Below are 17233 nucleotides of genomic sequence, written 5' to 3'. Positions count from 1 at the left end.
CTATCTGGAGGAAGGTGCTCACGTGGGTCAGTGCGAACTCGCGTTCAACCTTTTGCGGGCCGGAGCGCTCAGTACGGAGGAGTCCCGTACCTTCATCCGTGAGATCGACAAGGAGCTGAGTTGAGCAAGCAGGCCAACCCGAGCGTGGCGCCGACGTCTTGGGTCAAGAGCAGCTACAGCTCGGGCGACAGGGACTGCGTAGAGGTGGCCACCGCGGGCCACGCCACCGGCCTCCGCGACTCCAAGGTCCCGAACGGCCCCCACCTCGCGGTCACCGCCGCCGCGTTCGCCGCGTTCGTAGCCGGCCTCAAGGCCGACGGCCCGGACCGTACGGCCTGACAGCCGCGTCGACGCGCGCCAGGGGCGGCGCGAGGCGCGCCGCGCCGCAAGCGCGTGCCCCGAGGCGGCAGGACACCGGGGGATGGTCATGGCTGAGCCGTTCGATCAGCGTGGGTGTGGCGGCCGGGTCCCGGACGGCCAGCCGACGGTAGTCGCCGTCCGGGTGGTCCGCGTAGCGCGCGGCGAGACCCTCGCGGGGGAAGCGGGGATGCGTCTCCGCCATCCAGGCGGAGAACGTGCCACCGAGCCGCGCGTACACGCGCTCCGTCCAGCGAGGACGCGTGGAACGCGACCATGATTCCGCTTACTGGCTGAGCTGTGCCGAGGCGAACGAACGGCTCGGGCGGGCTACGTCTGTCGACACGGGGCGGGCGTCACTTCTCATCCGCGCCGGATTCCGCGCTGATGGATGCCTGGTAGACGTCGGCGTAGGTAGGGGAGTCCTTGACCAGGTCGTCGCAGAACGCGGCGACGTCGGTGCCGATGAGTTCCAGGACGCCCTTGCCTGCGGCGACGCCCTCCTCGAAGAAGTCGACGATCCCGGGCAGCAGGGGTCCGTCGGACAGGCTGACCGGTCCGACCTTGAAGAAGTACCTCTGCATCTCCTTGTAGACGATCTGGTAGTCCGGCGGGAGAGCCTTGACCCGAGCCATGTGCGCCCGCCACTGCTTCTTGCCCTCAACGATGTCCTGGATGCTCACGTCAGCCTCCCAGCCGGCTCAATTTCCTGGCGACGTTCCTGTTCAACTGCTCGCGCCACCGGTCGCGATAGGTTCGGGCCCCTTCTCCACCGGCAAGCGCGGTGCAGAAGCCTCCGATGTCGTCGCCGAACACCTCGTGGACGCTCTGCCCGTCCGCCGCTGCTACTTCGAGCAGTCCCAGGGCGGCGTCGAGGATCGGCAGCAGGTTGCGGCCGGTCAAGTCCCCGTAGGGGAAGAGGTGGGCGATGATCTGTCCCCATACCGCTCGGTAGTCGTCCGGCAGGGCCTCGGCCCGGGCGTCGAACGCCTTCCATTCCCTGGTGAGATCGCTGCCTGTGACCTTCTCCCAGAAGTTCATCTCCCGCCCTCCTTCAGTCTGTCGATGCGTGATGAGAGGTACTGCCATTTCGCCCAGAACTTCGCGAGTTCTTCGCGTCCGGCGTCGTTGAGCGCGTAGAACTTGCGCGGCGGACCGACCCCGGAGGGGCGTTTCGTCACCCGGACGAGCCCGTTCCTCTCCAGCCGCAGCAAGATGGTGTACACCGTCCCCTCGATGACGTCGGCGAAGCCGAGCTCGTTCAGCCGGCGGGTAATGGCGTATCCGTAGGTCTCCTCGCCGGCGATGATTTCGAGCACACACCCTTCGAGCGTGCCCTTCAGCATCTCCGTCAGGTCCTCCATCGCAGATGCTCCTCAGCCGTCGGTACTACGTGCTACCGAGTACCGCTATACGGTACCACCGAGTAGTGCAGAGCGGCAGTGTCTCCGGTAGGCGTAGGCATCCAGCACGACCTCCGGCACGAGCTGACCTACGACGGGCTGCGGGTCGCCGAGGCGAAGAGCCCCCGGTCCCTGCTCGCCGCGGTCAGTGGCCCCGCTCTCGCACGGGGACGCCTGGACGGCCTCTGCGCCCGCTGACCACCGATCGGGGCACGTGGACAACGGTGGCCGCCGGATGCACCGCGCGCGGCGTGGAGCCGAAGCTCATCGCGCGTCGAGCATCCGGCCCGCGCGCGTGATGATGCGGTGCGCGTCGGCTCCGTACACCGCTGATCCGTTCAGCATGTCCCACACCCGGAGGTACGTGGCGATGCCGGCGCGGTCCTCCACCCACAGCTCCGCGTGCCAGTCCTCGACGATGACGAGCCGCTCGTCGAAGATCCAGAAAGCGTTGGCGGGCGGGATCCTCAGCGGGGCGCTGAAGGGGATGATCCCCAACTCCACGGTGTCCATGCCGATCACACCCGCCAGCCTGTCCAACTGCGCGGCAAGCACGGAGGGCGGGCAGACCAGGGCGTGGAGTGCTGCCTCCCACAGGATGATGCGGTACTTGTTTCCTGCCTCGTACAGACCGGCCTGCCGCTTCATACGGGCCCGGACCGCGTCCTCCGTATCGCGCAGCGACTGATGCAGGTCGGTGTAGCGGCTGAAGATGTGCCGTGCGTAGTCGGCAGTCTGGAGCGACCCCACGATCATTGACCCTTCCCAGGCGCGGAAGGTTCTTGTCCGGTCGAACTCGGTGTTGAGCGTCTCCTGTACGGCCTTGTGCCCCGTGGCGAGTTGACGGCGCCATGAGCGCATATGGGATTCGAGCCCGGCGAGCCGTGAGGTCAGCTCCCCGGCCGTGTCGGGCCGCTCCACGGCCGCTGCCCATCGCTGAAGATCGTCCGCCGTGGCGGTCTGGCGACCGTTCTCCAGCTTGCTGACCTTCGACTGCGTCCAGCCGAGCAACTCCGCGAGCTGCGCACCGGTGAGCGACCTCGACTTGCGCAGCTCTCGCAGCCTCATGCCAAGAGCCACGCGCGCTTGCTGGTAATCGCTCACCGGTTCACGGTACCTACTCCGGGGCCGGGAGACCTGCCTCGGTCTCCTGGTACGGGACGGCGTAGTGCCAGGCGGCGTCGCGTGCCTGGGCGTAGCGCAGGACGGCGGCGGGCTCGGTGATCAGCTCGACATCGACGAGTTGGTCGTCATCGTCGAAGCGAAGCAGAGCGACCAGCCGCGCGTCGAAGATCCAGAAGTCCTCCTCGGGCAGGCGCAGCCTTTCGGCCTCCGAGCGCGACAGCGTGTGGATGACTTCGCCGACCGCACTGTTGCGGCGTGCGTTGTCCAGGAGGTACCGCTGTCCCGTTGTCGGCGGGCTGTCCAGGATCCGTACCCGCTCGAAGCGCTTGCCGAGGGCGACTTGCCTGCGTCGTTCGGCGCACCATTCGGCGTCGACGCCGTCCCACCGGACGGGCTCGCCTCGCGTGAACTGCGCGTAGGTCTCGGTGGTTTCGTCCGACCCGTAGCGGCGGCGGGTCTCCAGCCGCCACGCGGTGTGCTTGAAGATGGTGAAGAGCCGGTCGAATTCGTCGAGGTCGATGATGTGGGGCACACGGTCCTTCGGCCCGAAGTCCACGAGAACCTCCCTCGGTACGACGACGGCGACTTCTCCCTCGGAGAGATGCTGCAACTGGGCGAGGTCGCCCGGCTCGGTCAGCGGTCGTCCATGGACGATGGCCTCGCCCGTGTCCAAGTCCTCGTGCACGGCAGGACATCCGTTGATGCCGGATCCCGTCCCGTTGAAACGCAGCCGTCGCGCCATGGTCCGTGTCCTCTCGCTTGCGACTGTGATCACACCAGCATGAGTGGGCGGTTGGTCCAGTGCTACCGAATCCGCTGCCGCGCAGGAGAATGATGAGGAATAGTCGAAACCAAGTCGCGAATGATCGAGAATATTCGCAGCGATCCTGGTGGCTCTGCCCCTAACGTCCCGTTCATGGCCACTACGCGTGACAACACGTCAGGAAGCGTCAACGTCAAGGACAACGACATCCCCGTGCCGTCCATCGCCACCTGGATGCTCGACACCGAGCGCGGCGCCGTCGGAGAGGTCGTCGGATACGTAGTGGCCCGCGTCCGGCTCCGGCATCCGCGCGGCGGCGACGAGTGGGAGGCCGATCCCGGGTGCCTCCGGCCGGCCACCCCCGCCGAGGAGCTGCGGGCGCGGGTGGCGGCGCGTAACCACCGGACGCGGCTGTGAGCGGGGACCGGGACCAGGGCCGGGCGCGGGCACGCGGCAGGCGGAGTCAGCATCCAGGGCTGATCGGCGGGGACGATGTCAGGGTGAGGGCAGCGTTCCGCAGCTGGACAGCCCACGTCTGCTGGTCAAGCCCCAAGGTGTACTCGATGCAGCAAGTGCACTGCGGGATCAACGCCAGGAACGATTGCTCCGCCGCGGTCTCGACCTCCGTCTCCCACCAGTCGTCCGTCGCCAGGTCAGCGGGAGCCATCTCGCCACCGACGAGTCTCGCCGCCATCCGGCGCAGAGCGTGACGCCGTGCCAGGGTCCGGTCGGGCAGCACGATCCCGGACTCGGCAAGTGCCTGCTCGAACGCGTCGCGAATGTCGCGGACATCCGCGTGGCGAGGCCAGCCGGCGAGCTCGCACAGTGTCGGGGTGTCCAGTCCGGCCGCGAGCGCCTCGGCAGCGATCATCGGCAGATCCTCCGGGCGTATCTCATCCGCTTGATAGCGGCATGCCAACTCACCCAGAGATATGAGGCCACTCTGCGTAGAGACTTCCGGTCCTGGTGCCCTTCCCTCTGCTCTCATGCCATCTATGGTGTCAGCACCGTCTCCGGGGAAGGCGCCAGGGGCGGGCCTCCCGGGGGGTTACTTCACGTCGATGTAGTCCGGCGCGGAGGTGACCGCGGGAGTGGTGGACGTGCCTGCGAAGGAGTAGCGGAAGCGGCCTGGGGCCGTGGCCTTCGTTGTCGTCCTCAGGTTGCCCTTGCTGTCCGTCGTGACGGTCTTGAGGGTCTTGTAGGTGCTGGTGCCCTTCTTCTTGAACTGGAGCTTCACCGGCTGCTTGGTGTAGCCCCCGTACTTGTAGGTCTTCCAGTTGGCGCGGGTCAGGGTGCCCGTGACGGTGATCGTCTTGTTCTTCTTCACCGGTTCCGGCGAGGCGTTGGCCGTCAGCTTGGAGTTGCGCAGGACCTTCGCCTTGGCGGCGGAATCCTTGGTGATGTAGTCACCGTCGTTGGCCAGGGCGTGAGTTCGCACGGTCCAGGTCCCGGCCGTGGAGTTGTCCTGGGGGTGGATGCGCGGGTTCATTTTCAGCGTGTGGGTGCAAGTGGTTGTGGTGGCACTCTGGTGCACACACTTGCCCGCGATGTTCTCGGGAATCACGAGACCGTAAGAGTCCCCGTTCGGGAGGGGCGTGTGCCACATGACCGGGAAGGTGTCTCCGACTTTGATGCCCGAGTCGTCCGTGGCGGTCACCGCGATGGTGAACGTCTTCACGTTCGTGGTTCCCAGGACGATGGCCTTCCCTCCGTTGACGACCACCTTCGTGATCTTGATGTCGCCCGAGAAGTCATCCGCCTGCGCGGCTCCCGGAATCGTGAGCGCGGACAGGGCGAGGGCCCCGGCGAAGCCTGCCGCGGTGGTGCGGTGATGCATGAAGGCGTTTCCCCCATGTTCCAGCGCCTCAGGAACGTCCCGAGGCGGACCTGACCATGCCCACCCGGTACGCGGGTGGCACGGACATGACCATCAGATAGGGGGAATGGTTGCCCACCGATCTCACGGCTGCCAGGGCGAGCGCGTACCGCAAGTCCGCCGCCAGGCGCTCGGCGAGTTTCTGCGGGGAGAGGCCGCGGGCGAGTACCACGCGGTAGCCCCCGAAAGCGATGGACTGTCGGTCGGCGAGCCAGGTCGTTCCGTCTGTCATGACCGTTATCCTGACCGCTACCTCTGACAGTGCGTGTGGCGGACCTGTGGTGCCCCGTCCTTAGAGCCGGTTGAGGGCTTCCAGCGTGATGTCGAGGTCGACGGTGAACGGGGCACTCGTCTTCAGCTGGTTGTGGAAGATGCCGATCGGTACGTAGGACTTGGACACCGGGTCCAGCTCATAGGTGCGGACGATGGGGTGCTTGTCACTGCCGGCCACCTCGACCAGCCAGAAGTACGGGATCCCGGCCGCCGCGTACTTCAGCGGCTTCGCCGTGCGGTCGCGGGCCTCGGAGTCCGGCGAGACGACCTCCACGGCGAGGAGGACATCTGCTGCCGGGTAGCTGGTCTGGTCCGAGCTGGTGACAGCTTTGGCGCGTACGACGGACACGTCGGGCTCCGGGCCGTTGCGACGGTCGATGACCACCGTCATCTCGCGGCGGACCTTCAGCTCCGGGGGTGCGGTTCGGCGCAGTCCGGTCACCAGCAGGTCGGTCATGTCGGTGTGAAAGCGGCGCCGCGGGCTTGCGAAGACGAGACTTCCGTCGATCAGCTCGGTATGCCGCGGGAGCCCGGGCAGGGTGAACAGATCGTCCACCGTGTAGCCGTCGGGCGGGGGCACGGGCCACCGAGGCGAGTCTTCGACCCGATCGGCGGCGGTATTGATTCCTTCCATGGGCGTCATACTCGGCTCTGCTCGCCCACCGCGACCGCGCCATCCGGCAGCGTCATCACCTTGAGCGATCAAGCCGTACGGGTTGACCCGGGCGCCCGACCGCCCGGCCCCCCGGCTCAGGCCCCCGCCCCCCGCCCCCGGACGCCCGGGACCCCTCACACCTTCCGGTGTCCTATCAGCCGCGGCTTCGGCTCCAGACCCTCAAGACCGTGCCACGCCAGGTTCACCAGGTGGGCCGCCACCTCGGACTTCTTCGGGCGGCGGGCGTCCACCCACCACTGGCCCGTGAGCGCCACCATGCCGACCAGGGCCTGCGCGTACAGCGGGGCCAGTTTCGGGTCGAAGCCGCGGGCCTTGAACTCCATGCCGAGGATGTCCTCGACCTGGGTGGCGATGTCGCTGATCAGGGAGGCGAAGGTGCCCGTCGACTGGGCGACCGGGGAGTCGCGGACCAGGATGCGGAAGCCGTCCGTGTACGTCTCGATGTAGTCGAGGAGCGCGAACGCGGCCTGTTCGAGCAGCTCGCGGGGGTGCCCGGCGGTGAGGGCGCCGGTGACCATGTCGAGGAGCTGGCGCATCTCGCGGTCCACCACGACCGCGTACAGCCCCTCCTTGCCGCCGAAGTGCTCGTACACCACCGGTTTGGAGACCCCGGCCTTCGCCGCGATCTCCTCCACCGACGTGGCCTCGAAGCCCTTCTCCGCGAAGAGCGTGCGACCGATGTCCAGCAGCTGCTCGCGCCGTTCCGCCCCGGTCATCCGGACCCGGCGGGCCCGGCGGCTCCCCGTGGCCCGGGCCCCGGTGGTCCGGGCCTTCTCGGTGCTGCCCTGCTTGCTGGTACTGCCGTCGATCGCCACGGTGCCCATCATGCCTTGACGGGTGCGCTCTTGCGGCGGGAGTCAATACGGGAGGCATCGGGCCAGCGCACGTCGGACGCCCAGCCGGCCAGCTCGAACCACCGGATCAGCCGGGCGCTGGAGTCGATCTGCCCCCGCAGCACCCCGTGCCGGGCGCTCGTCGGGTCCGCGTGGTGCAGGTTGTGCCAGGACTCGCCGCACGACAGGACCGCCAGCCACCACACATTGCCCGAACGGTCCCGGGACCTGAACGGGCGCTTGCCCACCGCGTGGCAGATGGAGTTGATCGACCACGTCACATGGTGGAGCAGCGCGACCCGCACCAGCGACCCCCAGAAGAACGCCGTGAACGCGCCCCACCACGACATTGTCACCAGCCCGCCGACCAGCGGCGGCAGCAGCAGCGAGACCAGCGTCCACATCGCGAACTGGCGCGACACCGCCCGCAGCGCCGGGTCCTTGATCAGATCAGGCGCGTACTTCTGCTGCGACGTCTGCTCCTCGTCGAACAGCCAGCCGATGTGCGCCCACCACAGCCCCTTCATCAGGGCCGGCAGCGACTCCCCGAACCGCCACGGCGAGTGCGGGTCGCCCTCCGCGTCCGAGAACTTGTGGTGCTTGCGGTGGTCCGCCACCCAGCGCACCAGCGGGCCCTCCACGGCGAGCGAGCCCGCCACCGCAAGCAGGATCCGCAGCGGACGCTTCGCCTTGAACGCGCCGTGCGTGAAATAGCGGTGGTAGCCGATCGTCACCCCGTGGCAGCCGATGTAGTACATCAGCACCATCAGCCCCAGATCGAGCCAGCTCACCCCGCCCCACGACCAGGCCAGCGGCACCGCAGCCAGCAGCGCCGCGAACGGCACCACGATGAACGCGACCAGCGCGAGCTGCTCGATCGTGCCCTTCCTGTCACCGCCGAGTGTCGCGGAAGGTAGTGGAGTGTCTCCGGTGAGTGAGGGTGCGGAGGTGTCGGTCAGTGCGTCGCGTGGTGCGGTCATGTGGGTCCCCTGAGAGGAGAAGCGGATCCGGAATCCGAATCCCGAATCCGAATCGAAAAGGGCGAAGAAGGGTACGTAAGGTACGGAAAGCGCAGAAGGCTGGATACGGGTGCGTAACCTACGGCAACGTAAGTATGGCAGCGCCGAACGACCCGGCAAGAGGGCTGTGGATAACGTCAGAGGGCGGCCACCTATCCTTATGGAGTCGGACAGCGCGGTCCGCGAAGTCTCCAGAACCCTCCAGACGTGCCAAAACACTGCAAGGAGCCGCACCTGTGAGCAGTGCCGACCAGACCCCCTCCGCCAACGCGGAGCTGCGTTCAGATATCCGCCGTCTTGGTGACCTCCTCGGCGAGACCCTCGTCCGCCAGGAGGGCTCCGAGCTGCTCGACCTCGTCGAGCGCGTCCGCGCCCTCACGCGCGAGAACGGCGAAGCCGCCGCCGAGCTGCTCGGCGACACCGACCTGGAGACCGCGGCCAAGCTCGTCCGCGCCTTCTCCACCTACTTCCACCTCGCCAACGTCACCGAACAGGTCCACCGCGGCCGCGAGCTGCGCGAACGCCGCGCCGCCGAGGGCGGGCTCCTCGCCCGTACCGCCGACCGGCTCAAGGACGCCGACCCCGAACACCTGCGCGAGACCGTCAAGAACCTGAACGTACGGCCCGTCTTCACCGCGCACCCCACCGAAGCCGCCCGCCGCTCCGTCCTCAACAAGCTCCGCCGCATCGCCGAGCTGCTCGAAGCCCCCGTCATCGCCTCCGACCGGCGCCGCCACGATCTGCGGCTCGCCGAGTCCATCGACCTGATCTGGCAGACCGACGAACTGCGCGTCGTACGGCCCGAGCCCGCCGACGAAGCCCGCAACGCCATTTACTACCTCGACGAACTGCACGTCGGCGCCGTCGGCGACGTCCTCGAAGACCTCACCGCCGAACTCGAACGCGTCGGCGTCGAGCTGCCCCCCGGCACCCGCCCCCTCACCTTCGGCACCTGGATCGGCGGCGACCGCGACGGCAACCCCAACGTCACCCCCGACGTCACCAGCCAGGTCCTGATCCTCCAGCACGAGCACGGCATCACCGACGCCCTCGAACTGGTCGACCAGCTCCGCGGCCAGCTCTCCAACTCCATCCGCTACACGGGCGCCACCCAGGAGCTCCTCGACTCGCTCGCCGACGACATAGAGCGCCTGCCCGAGATCAGCCCCCGCTACAAGCGCCTCAACGCCGAAGAGCCCTACCGGCTCAAGGCCACCTGCATCCGCCAGAAGCTCGTCAACACCCGCGAGCGCCTGGCCCGCAACACCCCGCACGAGCCCGGCCGCGACTACCTCGGCACCGCCGAGCTCCTCGACGACCTCACACTCATCCAGACCTCCCTGCGCGAACACCGCGGCGGCCTCTTCGCCGACGGCCGCATGGACCGTACGATCCGCACCCTCGCCGCCTTCGGCCTCCAGCTCGCCACCATGGACGTACGGGAACACGCCGACGCCCACCACCACGCGCTCGGCCAGCTCTTCGACCGCCTCGGCGAGGAATCCTGGCGGTACGCCGACATGCCGCGCGAATACCGGCAGAAGCTCCTCGCCAAGGAACTCCGCTCGCGCCGCCCCCTCGCCCCCACCCCCGCGCCCCTCGACGCGGCCGGCGAGAAGACCCTCGGCGTGTTCCTCGCCGTCCGCCAGGCCTTCGAGCGCTTCGGCCCCGAAGTCATCGAGTCGTACATCATCTCCATGTGCCAGGGCGCCGACGACGTCTTCGCCGCCGCCGTCCTCGCCCGCGAGGCCGGCCTCCTCGACCTGCACGGCGGCTGGGCCAAGATCGGCATCGTGCCGCTGCTGGAGACCACCGACGAACTGCGCGCCGCCGACGTCATCCTCGACGAGATGCTCGCCGACCCCTCCTACCGACGGCTCGTCTCCCTCCGCGGAGACGTCCAGGAGGTCATGCTCGGCTACTCCGACTCCTCCAAGTTCGGCGGCATCACCACCTCCCAGTGGGAGATCCACCGCGCCCAGCGCCGACTGCGCGACGTCGCCCACCGGCACGGCGTACGGCTGCGCCTCTTCCACGGCCGCGGCGGCACCGTCGGCCGCGGCGGCGGCCCCTCGCACGACGCGATCCTCGCCCAGCCCTGGGGCACGCTCGAAGGCGAGATCAAGGTCACCGAACAGGGCGAGGTCATCTCCGACAAGTACCTGATCCCCTCCCTCGCCAGGGAGAACCTCGAACTGACCGTCGCCGCCACCCTCCAGGCCTCCGCCCTGCACACCGCGCCCCGCCAGTCGGACGAGGCGCTCGCCCGCTGGGACTCGGCCATGGACACCGTCTCCGACGCCGCGCACGGCGCCTACCGCGCGCTCGTCGAGGACCCCGACCTCCCCGCGTACTTCTTCGCCGCCACCCCCGTCGACCAGCTCGCCGACCTGCACCTCGGCTCCCGCCCCTCCCGGCGGCCCGACTCAGGCGCCGGCCTCGACGGACTGCGCGCCATCCCGTGGGTCTTCGGCTGGACCCAGTCCCGCCAGATCGTGCCCGGCTGGTTCGGCGTCGGCTCCGGTCTCAAGGCACTGCGCGAAGCCGGACCCGACACCGTGCTCGACGAGATGTACGAGCACTGGCACTTCTTCCGGAACTTCCTCTCGAACGTCGAGATGACCCTCGCCAAGACCGACCTGCGGATCGCCCGCCACTACGTGGACACCCTCGTACCGGACGACCTCAAGCACGTCTTCGGCGCCATCGAGGCCGAACACGCCCTCACCGTCCAGGAAGTCCTGCGCATCACCGGCGGCGAGAAGCTCCTCGACTCCAACCCGGTGCTCCAGCAGACGTTCTCCATCCGCGACGCCTACCTCGACCCGATCTCCTACCTCCAGGTCTCCCTGCTGGCCCGCCAGCGCGCCGCGGCGGCCCGGCAGGAGGCACCGGACCCGCTGCTCGCGCGGGCCCTGCTGCTGACGGTCAACGGAGTCGCGGCCGGTCTGCGCAACACCGGCTGACAGACATCTGTCCGTACGTACGCGACTGCCCCCGCCGGAATCGTCCCGGCGGGGGCAGTCGCGTCAGCCGTACGGGGGAAACCGCACCGCGGAAGCCGCACCGCGGAAGCCCTCAGAGCGCGAAGAACGTCCCCAGCAGCAGCGCACCGCCCGCCACCGCCGACCCCCACGCCAGCCGCGTCATACGCATCCCGCCGCCGATGATCAGCGCCGCCAGCAGCAGCGCCCCGCCCAGCGGCACCCACGCGTACAGCAGCCCGGCCGTCCCGGCCCGCACCAGCTCCGACGTCCCGGGCTTCACCACCACCGGGAACCGGTCACCCTCGCCCGCCGCGACCGACTCCTCGATCGTCATCCCCGCGCGCGTGCCCGCCTCCGCCGCTCTGTACGTACCCGTACAGAACCCGTCCGCGCAGCCGGTCACCGCGAACGTGCCGTGCTCCCGGCCCTTCGAGAGCATCACGTGCTGCGCCGCGTCCCAGGACGCCCAGACACCGGCGACCAGCAGCAGCACGGTCACCCCGGCCATCGCGGCCTCACGGACCAGCGCCAGCAGACGGGCCGAGCGCGCAGCGCGCGCCGCACGGGCCGAGCGCGCCGGAGGCGCCGCGCGCTTCTTCGTCCGTTTCCTCGTCCGCTTCCGCTCCATAGGGCGGGATCCTACGATCCTAGGAATTGAACGCGCTCTGCGCCCGCTCCAGCCCCTCCGTCACCAGCGCCTCCACCGCGTCCGCCGCGCGGTCCACGAAGTACGCCAGCTCCTTGCGCTCCACCGAGGAGAAGTCCTTCAGCACGAAGTCCGCCACCTGCATCCGGCCGGGCGGACGCCCGATCCCGAACCGCACCCGGTGGTACTCGGGGCCCATCGACTTCGTCATCGACTTCAGACCGTTGTGCCCGTTGTCGCCGCCGCCCAGCTTCAGCCGCAGCGTCCCGTAGTCGATGTCCAGCTCGTCATGGACGGCGACGATGTTCGCCGTCGGCAGCTTGTAGAAATCCCGCAGCCCGGCCACCGGGCCGCCGGAGAGGTTCATGTACGACGTGGGCTTCGCCAGCACGATGCGGCGGCTCGCCGGTCCCGGCGCGCCGAGGCGGCCCTCGATCACCTGCGCCTGCGCCTTCTGCGCCCGCTTGAACGAGCCCCCGATCCGCTCCGCCAGCAGATCGGCCACCATGAACCCGACGTTGTGCCGGTTGGCCGCGTACCCGGGCCCGGGGTTCCCCAGACCCACGATCAGCCAGGGGGCGTTGGCATCCGTGGTCATGCGCGCCGAATCTCCTCGCGTCGGTACGTTGCGTCTTTCGCTACCGCGTTTCGCTACTGCGTCTTTCGTTACTGCGTCTTTCGTTACCGCACAGGCACGGACGGGGTGGCGGGACCGTAGCCCGCCACCCCGTCCCTGTCATGTCAATGCCCGATCAATGCCCGAGGATCAGGCCTCGGTGGTCGCGGCACCCTCGGCCGCGTCCGCGGCGGGCTCCTCGGCCTGCGCGGCCAGGATCTGGATGACGACCGCGTCCGCGTCCGTCACCAGCGTCGTACCGGACGGCAGCGGAACGTCCTTCGCGGCGATCGAGTCACCGGCGGTCAGGCCCGCGACGGAGACCGTGACGGACTCCGGGATGTGGGTGGCCTCGGCCTCGACGGTCAGCGTGTTCAGGACGTTCTCCAGCAGGTTCGCGCCCGGGGCCAGCTCGCCCTCGGTGTGGACCGCGACCTCGACCGTGACCTTCTCGCCGCGCTTCACCGCGAGGAGGTCGACGTGCTCGATGTGGCCACGGATCGCGTTGCGCTGCACGGCCTTCGGGATGACCAGCTCGGTGCGGCCCTCGATGTCCAGCGTGATCAGGGCGTTCGCCGTCTTGAGCGCCATCATCAGGTCGTGGGCGGGCAGCGTGACGTGGACGGTGTCGGCGCCGTGGCCGTAGATGACGCCGGGGGCCTTGTTCTCACGACGGAGACGGCGCGACGCGCCCTTGCCGAACTCGTTGCGGATCTGGGCGCTGATCTTCAGGTCGGCCATGGCGGCACTCCTCGTAGATGGTGAGTCGGAAACTGCTGAGTCGGAAACAGCTGGTCACCCGGCCACAAAGGGCCTGCTACGAAGAGCGCGTCGATAACGGACGAACCGCACATGAGTGCGGCCTCCCTCGCCGAGCAACTCGATGAGTCTACCCGGCGGGGAGGCCGCCCAGAAATCGATCTACCGGCTACCGGCTACCGGCTACGAGAACCGGCTACCAGTACCGGCTACCGGTCAGTGGTCTTCCTGCTCCTCGAAGAGGCTCGTGACCGAACCGTCCTCGAAGACCTCACGGACCGCCCGCGCGATCGTCGGCGCGATCGACAGCACCGTGATCTTGTCCAGATCCAGATTGCCCGGGTCGGGCAGCGAATTCGTGAAGACGAACTCGCTCACCTTCGAGTTCTTCAGGCGATCGGCGGCCGGACCCGACAGCACACCGTGCGTCGCCGTCACTATGACGTCCTCGGCGCCGTGCGCGAACAGCGCGTCCGCGGCGGCGCAGATCGTGCCGCCCGTGTCGATCATGTCGTCGACCAGCACACAGACCCGGCCGGCCACATTGCCGACGACCTCGTGGACCGTCACCTTGTTGGCGATGTCCTTGTCACGCCGCTTGTGCACGATCGCCAGCGGCGCGCCCAGCCGGTCGCACCAGCGGTCGGCGACCCGCACCCGGCCCGCGTCCGGGGAGACCACCGTGAGCTTCGCGCGGTCCACCTTCCCCGCCACGTAGTCCGCCAGGATCGGCAGCGCGAAGAGATGGTCCACCGGGCCGTCGAAGAAGCCCTGGATCTGGTCGGTGTGCAGGTCGACCGTCAGGATCCGGTCGGCGCCCGCGGTCTTCATCAGATCCGCGACCAGCCGCGCCGAGATCGGCTCACGGCCGCGGTGCTTCTTGTCCTGCCGGGCGTAGCCGTAGAACGGCACGATCACGGTGATGCTCCGGGCCGAGGCCCGCTTCAGAGCATCGATCATGATCAGCTGTTCCATGATCCACTTGTTGATCGGAGCGGTGTGGCTCTGGATCAGGAAGCAGTCGGCCCCGCGGGCCGACTCCTGATAGCGCACATAGATCTCACCGTTGGCGAAATCGAATGCCTTGGTCGGCACAATCCCGACACCGAGTTGTTGCGCGACCTCCTCGGCCAGCTCGGGGTGGGCGCGGCCGGAGAAGAACATCATCTTCTTCTCGCCGGTCGTCTTGATCCCGGTCACAGCACTGTCTCCTCAGACGTGTTGATGGCCGCTGAGCCCGCGCGTCCCTGCGAGCCAGCCGAATCGTGCGAAAGCCAATCGTGCGGTCATACGGTTTTCGGTTATCACGTTACGCCGAGAACGGCGCAACTCTTTCCGGTCAGCTTTCGTCCCCGGAGCCCGGGACCGCCGCCGACGCCGCCTGCGCCGCCGCGCTGCCCGGACGCTTCCGGGCCACCCAACCCTCGATATTCCTTTGCTGGCCGCGTGCGACGGCCAGCGAACCGGCCGGTACGTCCTTCGTGATCACCGACCCGGCAGCGGTGTACGCGCCGTCCCCGACCGTGACGGGTGCCACAAACATGTTGTCCGAACCTGTGCGGCAGTGCGACCCGATCGTGGTGTGGTGCTTGCGCTCACCGTCGTAGTTCACGAAGACGCTCGCCGCGCCGATGTTCGTGTACTCACCGATCGTCGCGTCCCCGACGTACGACAGGTGCGGCACCTTCGTACCCTCGCCGATCGTGGCGTTCTTCATCTCGACGTACGCACCCGCCTTGGACCTCGCGCCCAGCCGCGTACCGGGCCGCAGATAGGCGTACGGGCCGACGGTGGCGCCCGCGCCGATCTCGGCGCCGTCCGCGACCGTGTTGTCCACCCGGGCGCCGGTGCCCACGGTGGTGTCCTTCAGCCGGGTGTTCGGCCCGACCTCGGCGCCCTCCGCCAGATGCGTGGCGCCCAGGAGCTGCGTACCGGGGTGCACGACCGCGTCCTGCTCGAACGTCACCGACACGTCGATGTACACCGACGCCGGATCCACGACCGTCACACCGGCCAGCATCGCGCGCTCCAGCAGCCGCTGGTTCAGCAGCCGGCGCGCCTCGGCGAGCTGGACGCGGTTGTTGATGCCCAGGATCTCCCGGTGGTCGGCGGCGACTGACGCGCCGACGCGGTGACCGGCCTCGCGCAGGATGCCCAGGACGTCGGTGAGGTACTCCTCGCCCTGGCTGTTGTCCGTACGGATCTTGCCGAGCGCGTCCGCGAGGAGCTGCCCGTCGAACGCGAACACCCCCGAGTTGATCTCCCGGATCGCGCGCTGCGCGTCGGATGCGTCCTTGTGCTCGACGATCGCGGTGACCGCGCCGTGCGCGCCCTCCCGGACGATCCGCCCGTACCCGGTCGCGTCCGGGACCTCGGCGGTGAGCACGGTGACGGCGTTGCCGTCGGCGGCGTGGGTGGCGGCGAGCGCGTTCAGGGTCTCGCCGGAGAGCAGCGGGGTGTCGCCGCAGACGACGACCACGGTCCCGTCGGGCGTCCCGCCGAGCTCCTGGAGCGCGACGCGGACGGCGTGGCCGGTGCCGAGCTGGGTGGCCTGGTACGCGGTGCGTACGCCGTCGTACGCGGCGCTCAGATGCCCCTCGACCTCGGCGCGGGCGTGCCCGACAACCACGACGAGCTCGCGCGGCTCCAGCTCGCGCGCGGCGGACACGACGTGCCCGACGAGCGAACGCCCGCAGACCTCGTGCAGGACCTTGGGTGTCCTCGACTTCATGCGGGTACCTTCACCCGCTGCGAGAACGACGACGGCTGCCGGGCGGTTGGCGCTCACGGGGATGCCCTTCGGCTTCGGGTGCTGGACATCCGCAGGATACCGGGGTGTTTCGGGGCGTAAACGAGGACGGGTCCCGACCGGTGAGGTCGGGACCCGAACCTATGGCTCCCGGGGAGGGACTCGAACCCCCATGATCAGATCCAAAATCTGACGTCTTGCCCTTAGACGACCCGGGATGGTGCTTATGTCCGATTTCGTTGATCGGCTCGTGTTTCAGCGGCTCCTACTATGCCGTACCACCAGCCCTTGATGCGACGGTAAAGCTCAGCGCTTTGCAGCACGCGGATGCTGAGGCATCCGCGGTAGTCCTCGCCGACGTTCTTACGTACTGTCTTCGGGTTGTGTTTCTTCAGGGTCGTCTTCTGGAAGGCTGTTACGTCGGTGCCGGAGACATCGGCCCAGAAGCGTTCGGCGGCCGGTACGTTTGCGTTCTCGTGGATGTGCACCTGGAAGCGGAGCCTGTCGCGCTCGACGCCCAGCAGGTCGAGCCACGCGATGAAGGTCTTGATCATGTCGGGATCGCTGTTGATAAAGCTCACCCGCTCCTGCGGATTGTGGGGCTTGTCCTTGGCTCCTTCGGCCCAGTAGAGCCCCGCGCCTACCAGGAGCAGCTCCCGGTCGGTCATCGTGCCGACCTCGGCCGAGGCTGTCGCGATCGTCCGCTGTCGCTTCTCGTCCCGCACCGCGAGTTCGTGATCCCAGCGCAGCCGCGCCGCCAGCTTCACCTGCTCCTTCGCCTCGCGCCGCTCCGGCTTCGGCAGGTCCCGTACCCAGAGTGAGATCGAACTCTTCGAGCAGCCAAGCTCCAGCTGGATCTGGTCGTACGTGAGGCCCTTCAGGCGGAGTTCGCGGGCCCGGTCGCGCAGGTCGTCTTTGGCATTCGGGCGCTTCGTCCACTCCGGGGCCGGTTCGCCCTTGACCAGTCGGCCGAGGAGATCGTTGTTGTGGATCTTCAGCCGGTCGCGGATCTGGCGCAGGCTCAAGCCCTCCCTCCTCAGCGCGACCGCCTGTTCCCGTAAGCCCTCGAAGTCCATGTTTTTACTGTGAAGTCGTGTCATGTAGGGGATCGTCGTACGGAATATTTGGTTCCGGCTCGAATGCAAACGCGA

General features: G+C 68.3%; 22 protein-coding genes and 1 tRNA gene. 4 read left to right on the top strand and 19 right to left on the bottom strand.

The features are described from left to right. Nucleotides 1–120: 120 nt before the first annotated feature. Nucleotides 121–339 carry a DUF397 domain-containing protein gene (locus AB0389_RS18205; protein ID WP_366396417.1) on the top strand — a complete coding sequence of 73 codons (219 nt, stop codon included), beginning with the start codon at nucleotides 121–123 and terminating at the stop codon, nucleotides 337–339. Here AB0389_RS18205 and AB0389_RS18200 read toward each other — a convergent pair. From AB0389_RS18200 to AB0389_RS18185, 4 genes are all read right to left on the bottom strand, one after another. Continuing rightward, the gene (locus AB0389_RS18200) at nucleotides 308–598 is read right to left on the bottom strand and encodes a hypothetical protein (protein ID WP_366396416.1); all 291 of its coding nucleotides are present in this window, start codon (nucleotides 596–598) and stop codon (nucleotides 308–310) included. The two genes, AB0389_RS18205 and AB0389_RS18200, sit on opposite strands and share 32 nt — an antisense overlap. 115 nt (nucleotides 599–713) lie before the next feature. Then, nucleotides 714–1040, bottom strand: coding sequence for a DUF1048 domain-containing protein (locus tag AB0389_RS18195; protein WP_366396415.1), 327 nt, complete (start codon nucleotides 1038–1040; stop codon nucleotides 714–716). A gap of 1 nt (nucleotide 1041) precedes the next feature. Next, nucleotides 1042–1398 (bottom strand): DUF1048 domain-containing protein, encoded by a 357-nt coding sequence (locus AB0389_RS18190; protein ID WP_366396414.1) that lies wholly within the window; start codon nucleotides 1396–1398, stop codon nucleotides 1042–1044. Then, nucleotides 1395–1721, bottom strand: a complete 327-nt coding sequence (locus tag AB0389_RS18185) for a PadR family transcriptional regulator (RefSeq protein WP_366396413.1) — start codon at nucleotides 1719–1721, stop codon at nucleotides 1395–1397. Before AB0389_RS18185 ends, AB0389_RS18190 begins: the two co-directional genes overlap by 4 nt. A 78-nt stretch (nucleotides 1722–1799) precedes the next feature. On the opposite strand from AB0389_RS18185, the gene AB0389_RS18180 reads away from it, so the two are divergent. Continuing rightward, entirely contained in the window at nucleotides 1800–1958 is a 159-nt protein-coding gene (locus AB0389_RS18180) for a hypothetical protein (protein WP_366396412.1), read from the top strand. A 66-nt stretch (nucleotides 1959–2024) separates the two neighbouring features. Here AB0389_RS18180 and AB0389_RS18175 read toward each other — a convergent pair whose 3' ends face one another. Then, nucleotides 2025–2864, bottom strand: coding sequence for a helix-turn-helix transcriptional regulator (locus AB0389_RS18175; RefSeq protein ID WP_366396411.1), 840 nt, complete (start codon nucleotides 2862–2864; stop codon nucleotides 2025–2027). 13 nt (nucleotides 2865–2877) lie between these two features. Then, the gene (locus AB0389_RS18170) at nucleotides 2878–3627 is read right to left on the bottom strand and encodes a DUF6879 family protein (RefSeq protein WP_366396410.1); all 750 of its coding nucleotides are present in this window, start codon (nucleotides 3625–3627) and stop codon (nucleotides 2878–2880) included. Nucleotides 3628–3801: 174 nt separating this feature from the next. Between AB0389_RS18170 and AB0389_RS18165 the strand changes: the two genes are divergently transcribed. Continuing rightward, complete coding sequence (locus tag AB0389_RS18165) at nucleotides 3802–4065, top strand: hypothetical protein (RefSeq protein WP_366396409.1); 264 nt, start codon at nucleotides 3802–3804, stop codon at nucleotides 4063–4065. Between the two features lie 46 nt (nucleotides 4066–4111). Here the strand turns inward: AB0389_RS18165 and AB0389_RS18160 are convergent, their stop codons facing one another. From AB0389_RS18160 to AB0389_RS18135, 6 genes are all read right to left on the bottom strand, one after another. Continuing rightward, nucleotides 4112–4519, bottom strand: a complete 408-nt coding sequence (locus AB0389_RS18160; RefSeq protein ID WP_366396408.1) for a hypothetical protein — start codon at nucleotides 4517–4519, stop codon at nucleotides 4112–4114. Nucleotides 4520–4696: 177 nt separating this feature from the next. Then, complete coding sequence (locus AB0389_RS18155) at nucleotides 4697–5485, bottom strand: calcium-binding protein (protein WP_366396407.1); 789 nt, start codon at nucleotides 5483–5485, stop codon at nucleotides 4697–4699. A gap of 28 nt (nucleotides 5486–5513) precedes the next feature. Further along, nucleotides 5514–5756 carry a hypothetical protein gene (locus AB0389_RS18150; protein ID WP_366396406.1) on the bottom strand — a complete coding sequence of 81 codons (243 nt, stop codon included), beginning with the start codon at nucleotides 5754–5756 and terminating at the stop codon, nucleotides 5514–5516. 60 nt (nucleotides 5757–5816) lie between these two features. Further along, nucleotides 5817–6431 (bottom strand): Uma2 family endonuclease, encoded by a 615-nt coding sequence (locus AB0389_RS18145; protein ID WP_366396405.1) that lies wholly within the window; start codon nucleotides 6429–6431, stop codon nucleotides 5817–5819. A gap of 155 nt (nucleotides 6432–6586) precedes the next feature. Continuing rightward, nucleotides 6587–7297: a TetR/AcrR family transcriptional regulator gene (locus AB0389_RS18140; RefSeq protein WP_366396513.1), complete on the bottom strand. Its 711-nt coding sequence runs from the start codon at nucleotides 7295–7297 to the stop codon at nucleotides 6587–6589. Then, a complete protein-coding gene (locus tag AB0389_RS18135; RefSeq protein ID WP_366396404.1) occupies nucleotides 7297–8286 on the bottom strand; it encodes an acyl-CoA desaturase in 990 nt (329 codons plus the stop codon). The genes AB0389_RS18140 and AB0389_RS18135 overlap by 1 nt, the downstream gene beginning before the upstream one ends. Nucleotides 8287–8561: 275 nt before the next feature. Between AB0389_RS18135 and ppc the strand changes: the two genes are divergently transcribed. Beyond that, nucleotides 8562–11291, top strand: coding sequence for a phosphoenolpyruvate carboxylase (gene ppc / locus AB0389_RS18130; RefSeq protein ID WP_366396403.1), 2730 nt, complete (start codon nucleotides 8562–8564; stop codon nucleotides 11289–11291). A 112-nt stretch (nucleotides 11292–11403) separates the two neighbouring features. Here the strand turns inward: ppc and AB0389_RS18125 are convergent, their stop codons facing one another. The 7 genes from AB0389_RS18125 to AB0389_RS18095 form a co-directional block, all read right to left on the bottom strand. After that, complete coding sequence (locus AB0389_RS18125) at nucleotides 11404–11820, bottom strand: hypothetical protein (protein ID WP_366396512.1); 417 nt, start codon at nucleotides 11818–11820, stop codon at nucleotides 11404–11406. Nucleotides 11821–11959: 139 nt separating this feature from the next. Next, complete coding sequence (pth, locus tag AB0389_RS18120) at nucleotides 11960–12556, bottom strand: aminoacyl-tRNA hydrolase (RefSeq protein WP_366396402.1); 597 nt, start codon at nucleotides 12554–12556, stop codon at nucleotides 11960–11962. Nucleotides 12557–12724: 168 nt separating this feature from the next. Next, nucleotides 12725–13315 carry a 50S ribosomal protein L25/general stress protein Ctc gene (locus AB0389_RS18115; protein ID WP_366396401.1) on the bottom strand — a complete coding sequence of 197 codons (591 nt, stop codon included), beginning with the start codon at nucleotides 13313–13315 and terminating at the stop codon, nucleotides 12725–12727. Between the two features lie 234 nt (nucleotides 13316–13549). Next, the gene (locus AB0389_RS18110; protein ID WP_366396400.1) at nucleotides 13550–14533 is read right to left on the bottom strand and encodes a ribose-phosphate diphosphokinase; all 984 of its coding nucleotides are present in this window, start codon (nucleotides 14531–14533) and stop codon (nucleotides 13550–13552) included. A gap of 139 nt (nucleotides 14534–14672) precedes the next feature. After that, nucleotides 14673–16121 carry a bifunctional UDP-N-acetylglucosamine diphosphorylase/glucosamine-1-phosphate N-acetyltransferase GlmU gene (gene glmU, locus AB0389_RS18105; RefSeq protein ID WP_366396399.1) on the bottom strand — a complete coding sequence of 483 codons (1449 nt, stop codon included), beginning with the start codon at nucleotides 16119–16121 and terminating at the stop codon, nucleotides 14673–14675. Between the two features lie 105 nt (nucleotides 16122–16226). Next, nucleotides 16227–16300 (bottom strand) — tRNA-Gln (locus tag AB0389_RS18100). 6 nt (nucleotides 16301–16306) lie between these two features. Continuing rightward, entirely contained in the window at nucleotides 16307–17158 is an 852-nt protein-coding gene (locus tag AB0389_RS18095) for a hypothetical protein (protein WP_366396398.1), read from the bottom strand. Between the last annotated feature and the right edge of the window lie 75 nt (nucleotides 17159–17233).

The sequence above is a fragment of the Streptomyces sp. NPDC093109 genome (assembly GCF_040701725.1).
Lineage (GTDB): Bacteria > Actinomycetota > Actinomycetes > Streptomycetales > Streptomycetaceae > Streptomyces.
The sequence above is the reverse complement of the archived record's forward strand: the minus strand, read 5'-3'. Positions and strand labels throughout refer to the sequence as shown.

Coding starts and splice junctions, on each gene's coding strand:
- AB0389_RS18190 (WP_366396414.1), bottom strand. CDS start 1,398: ATGAACTTCTGGGAGAAGGTCACAGGCAGCGATCTCACCAGGGAATGG.
- AB0389_RS18185 (WP_366396413.1), bottom strand. CDS start 1,721: ATGGAGGACCTGACGGAGATGCTGAAGGGCACGCTCGAAGGGTGTGTG.
- AB0389_RS18170 (WP_366396410.1), bottom strand. CDS start 3,627: ATGGCGCGACGGCTGCGTTTCAACGGGACGGGATCCGGCATCAACGGA.
- AB0389_RS18165 (WP_366396409.1), top strand. CDS start 3,802: ATGGCCACTACGCGTGACAACACGTCAGGAAGCGTCAACGTCAAGGAC.
- AB0389_RS18160 (WP_366396408.1), bottom strand. CDS start 4,519: ATGATCGCTGCCGAGGCGCTCGCGGCCGGACTGGACACCCCGACACTG.
- AB0389_RS18155 (WP_366396407.1), bottom strand. CDS start 5,485: ATGCATCACCGCACCACCGCGGCAGGCTTCGCCGGGGCCCTCGCCCTG.
- AB0389_RS18150 (WP_366396406.1), bottom strand. CDS start 5,756: ATGACAGACGGAACGACCTGGCTCGCCGACCGACAGTCCATCGCTTTC.
- AB0389_RS18145 (WP_366396405.1), bottom strand. CDS start 6,431: ATGGAAGGAATCAATACCGCCGCCGATCGGGTCGAAGACTCGCCTCGG.
- AB0389_RS18140 (WP_366396513.1), bottom strand. CDS start 7,297: ATGGGCACCGTGGCGATCGACGGCAGTACCAGCAAGCAGGGCAGCACC.
- AB0389_RS18135 (WP_366396404.1), bottom strand. CDS start 8,286: ATGACCGCACCACGCGACGCACTGACCGACACCTCCGCACCCTCACTC.
- AB0389_RS18125 (WP_366396512.1), bottom strand. CDS start 11,820: ATGGCCGGGGTGACCGTGCTGCTGCTGGTCGCCGGTGTCTGGGCGTCC.
- pth (WP_366396402.1), bottom strand. CDS start 12,556: ATGACCACGGATGCCAACGCCCCCTGGCTGATCGTGGGTCTGGGGAAC.
- AB0389_RS18115 (WP_366396401.1), bottom strand. CDS start 13,315: ATGGCCGACCTGAAGATCAGCGCCCAGATCCGCAACGAGTTCGGCAAG.
- AB0389_RS18095 (WP_366396398.1), bottom strand. CDS start 17,158: ATGGACTTCGAGGGCTTACGGGAACAGGCGGTCGCGCTGAGGAGGGAG.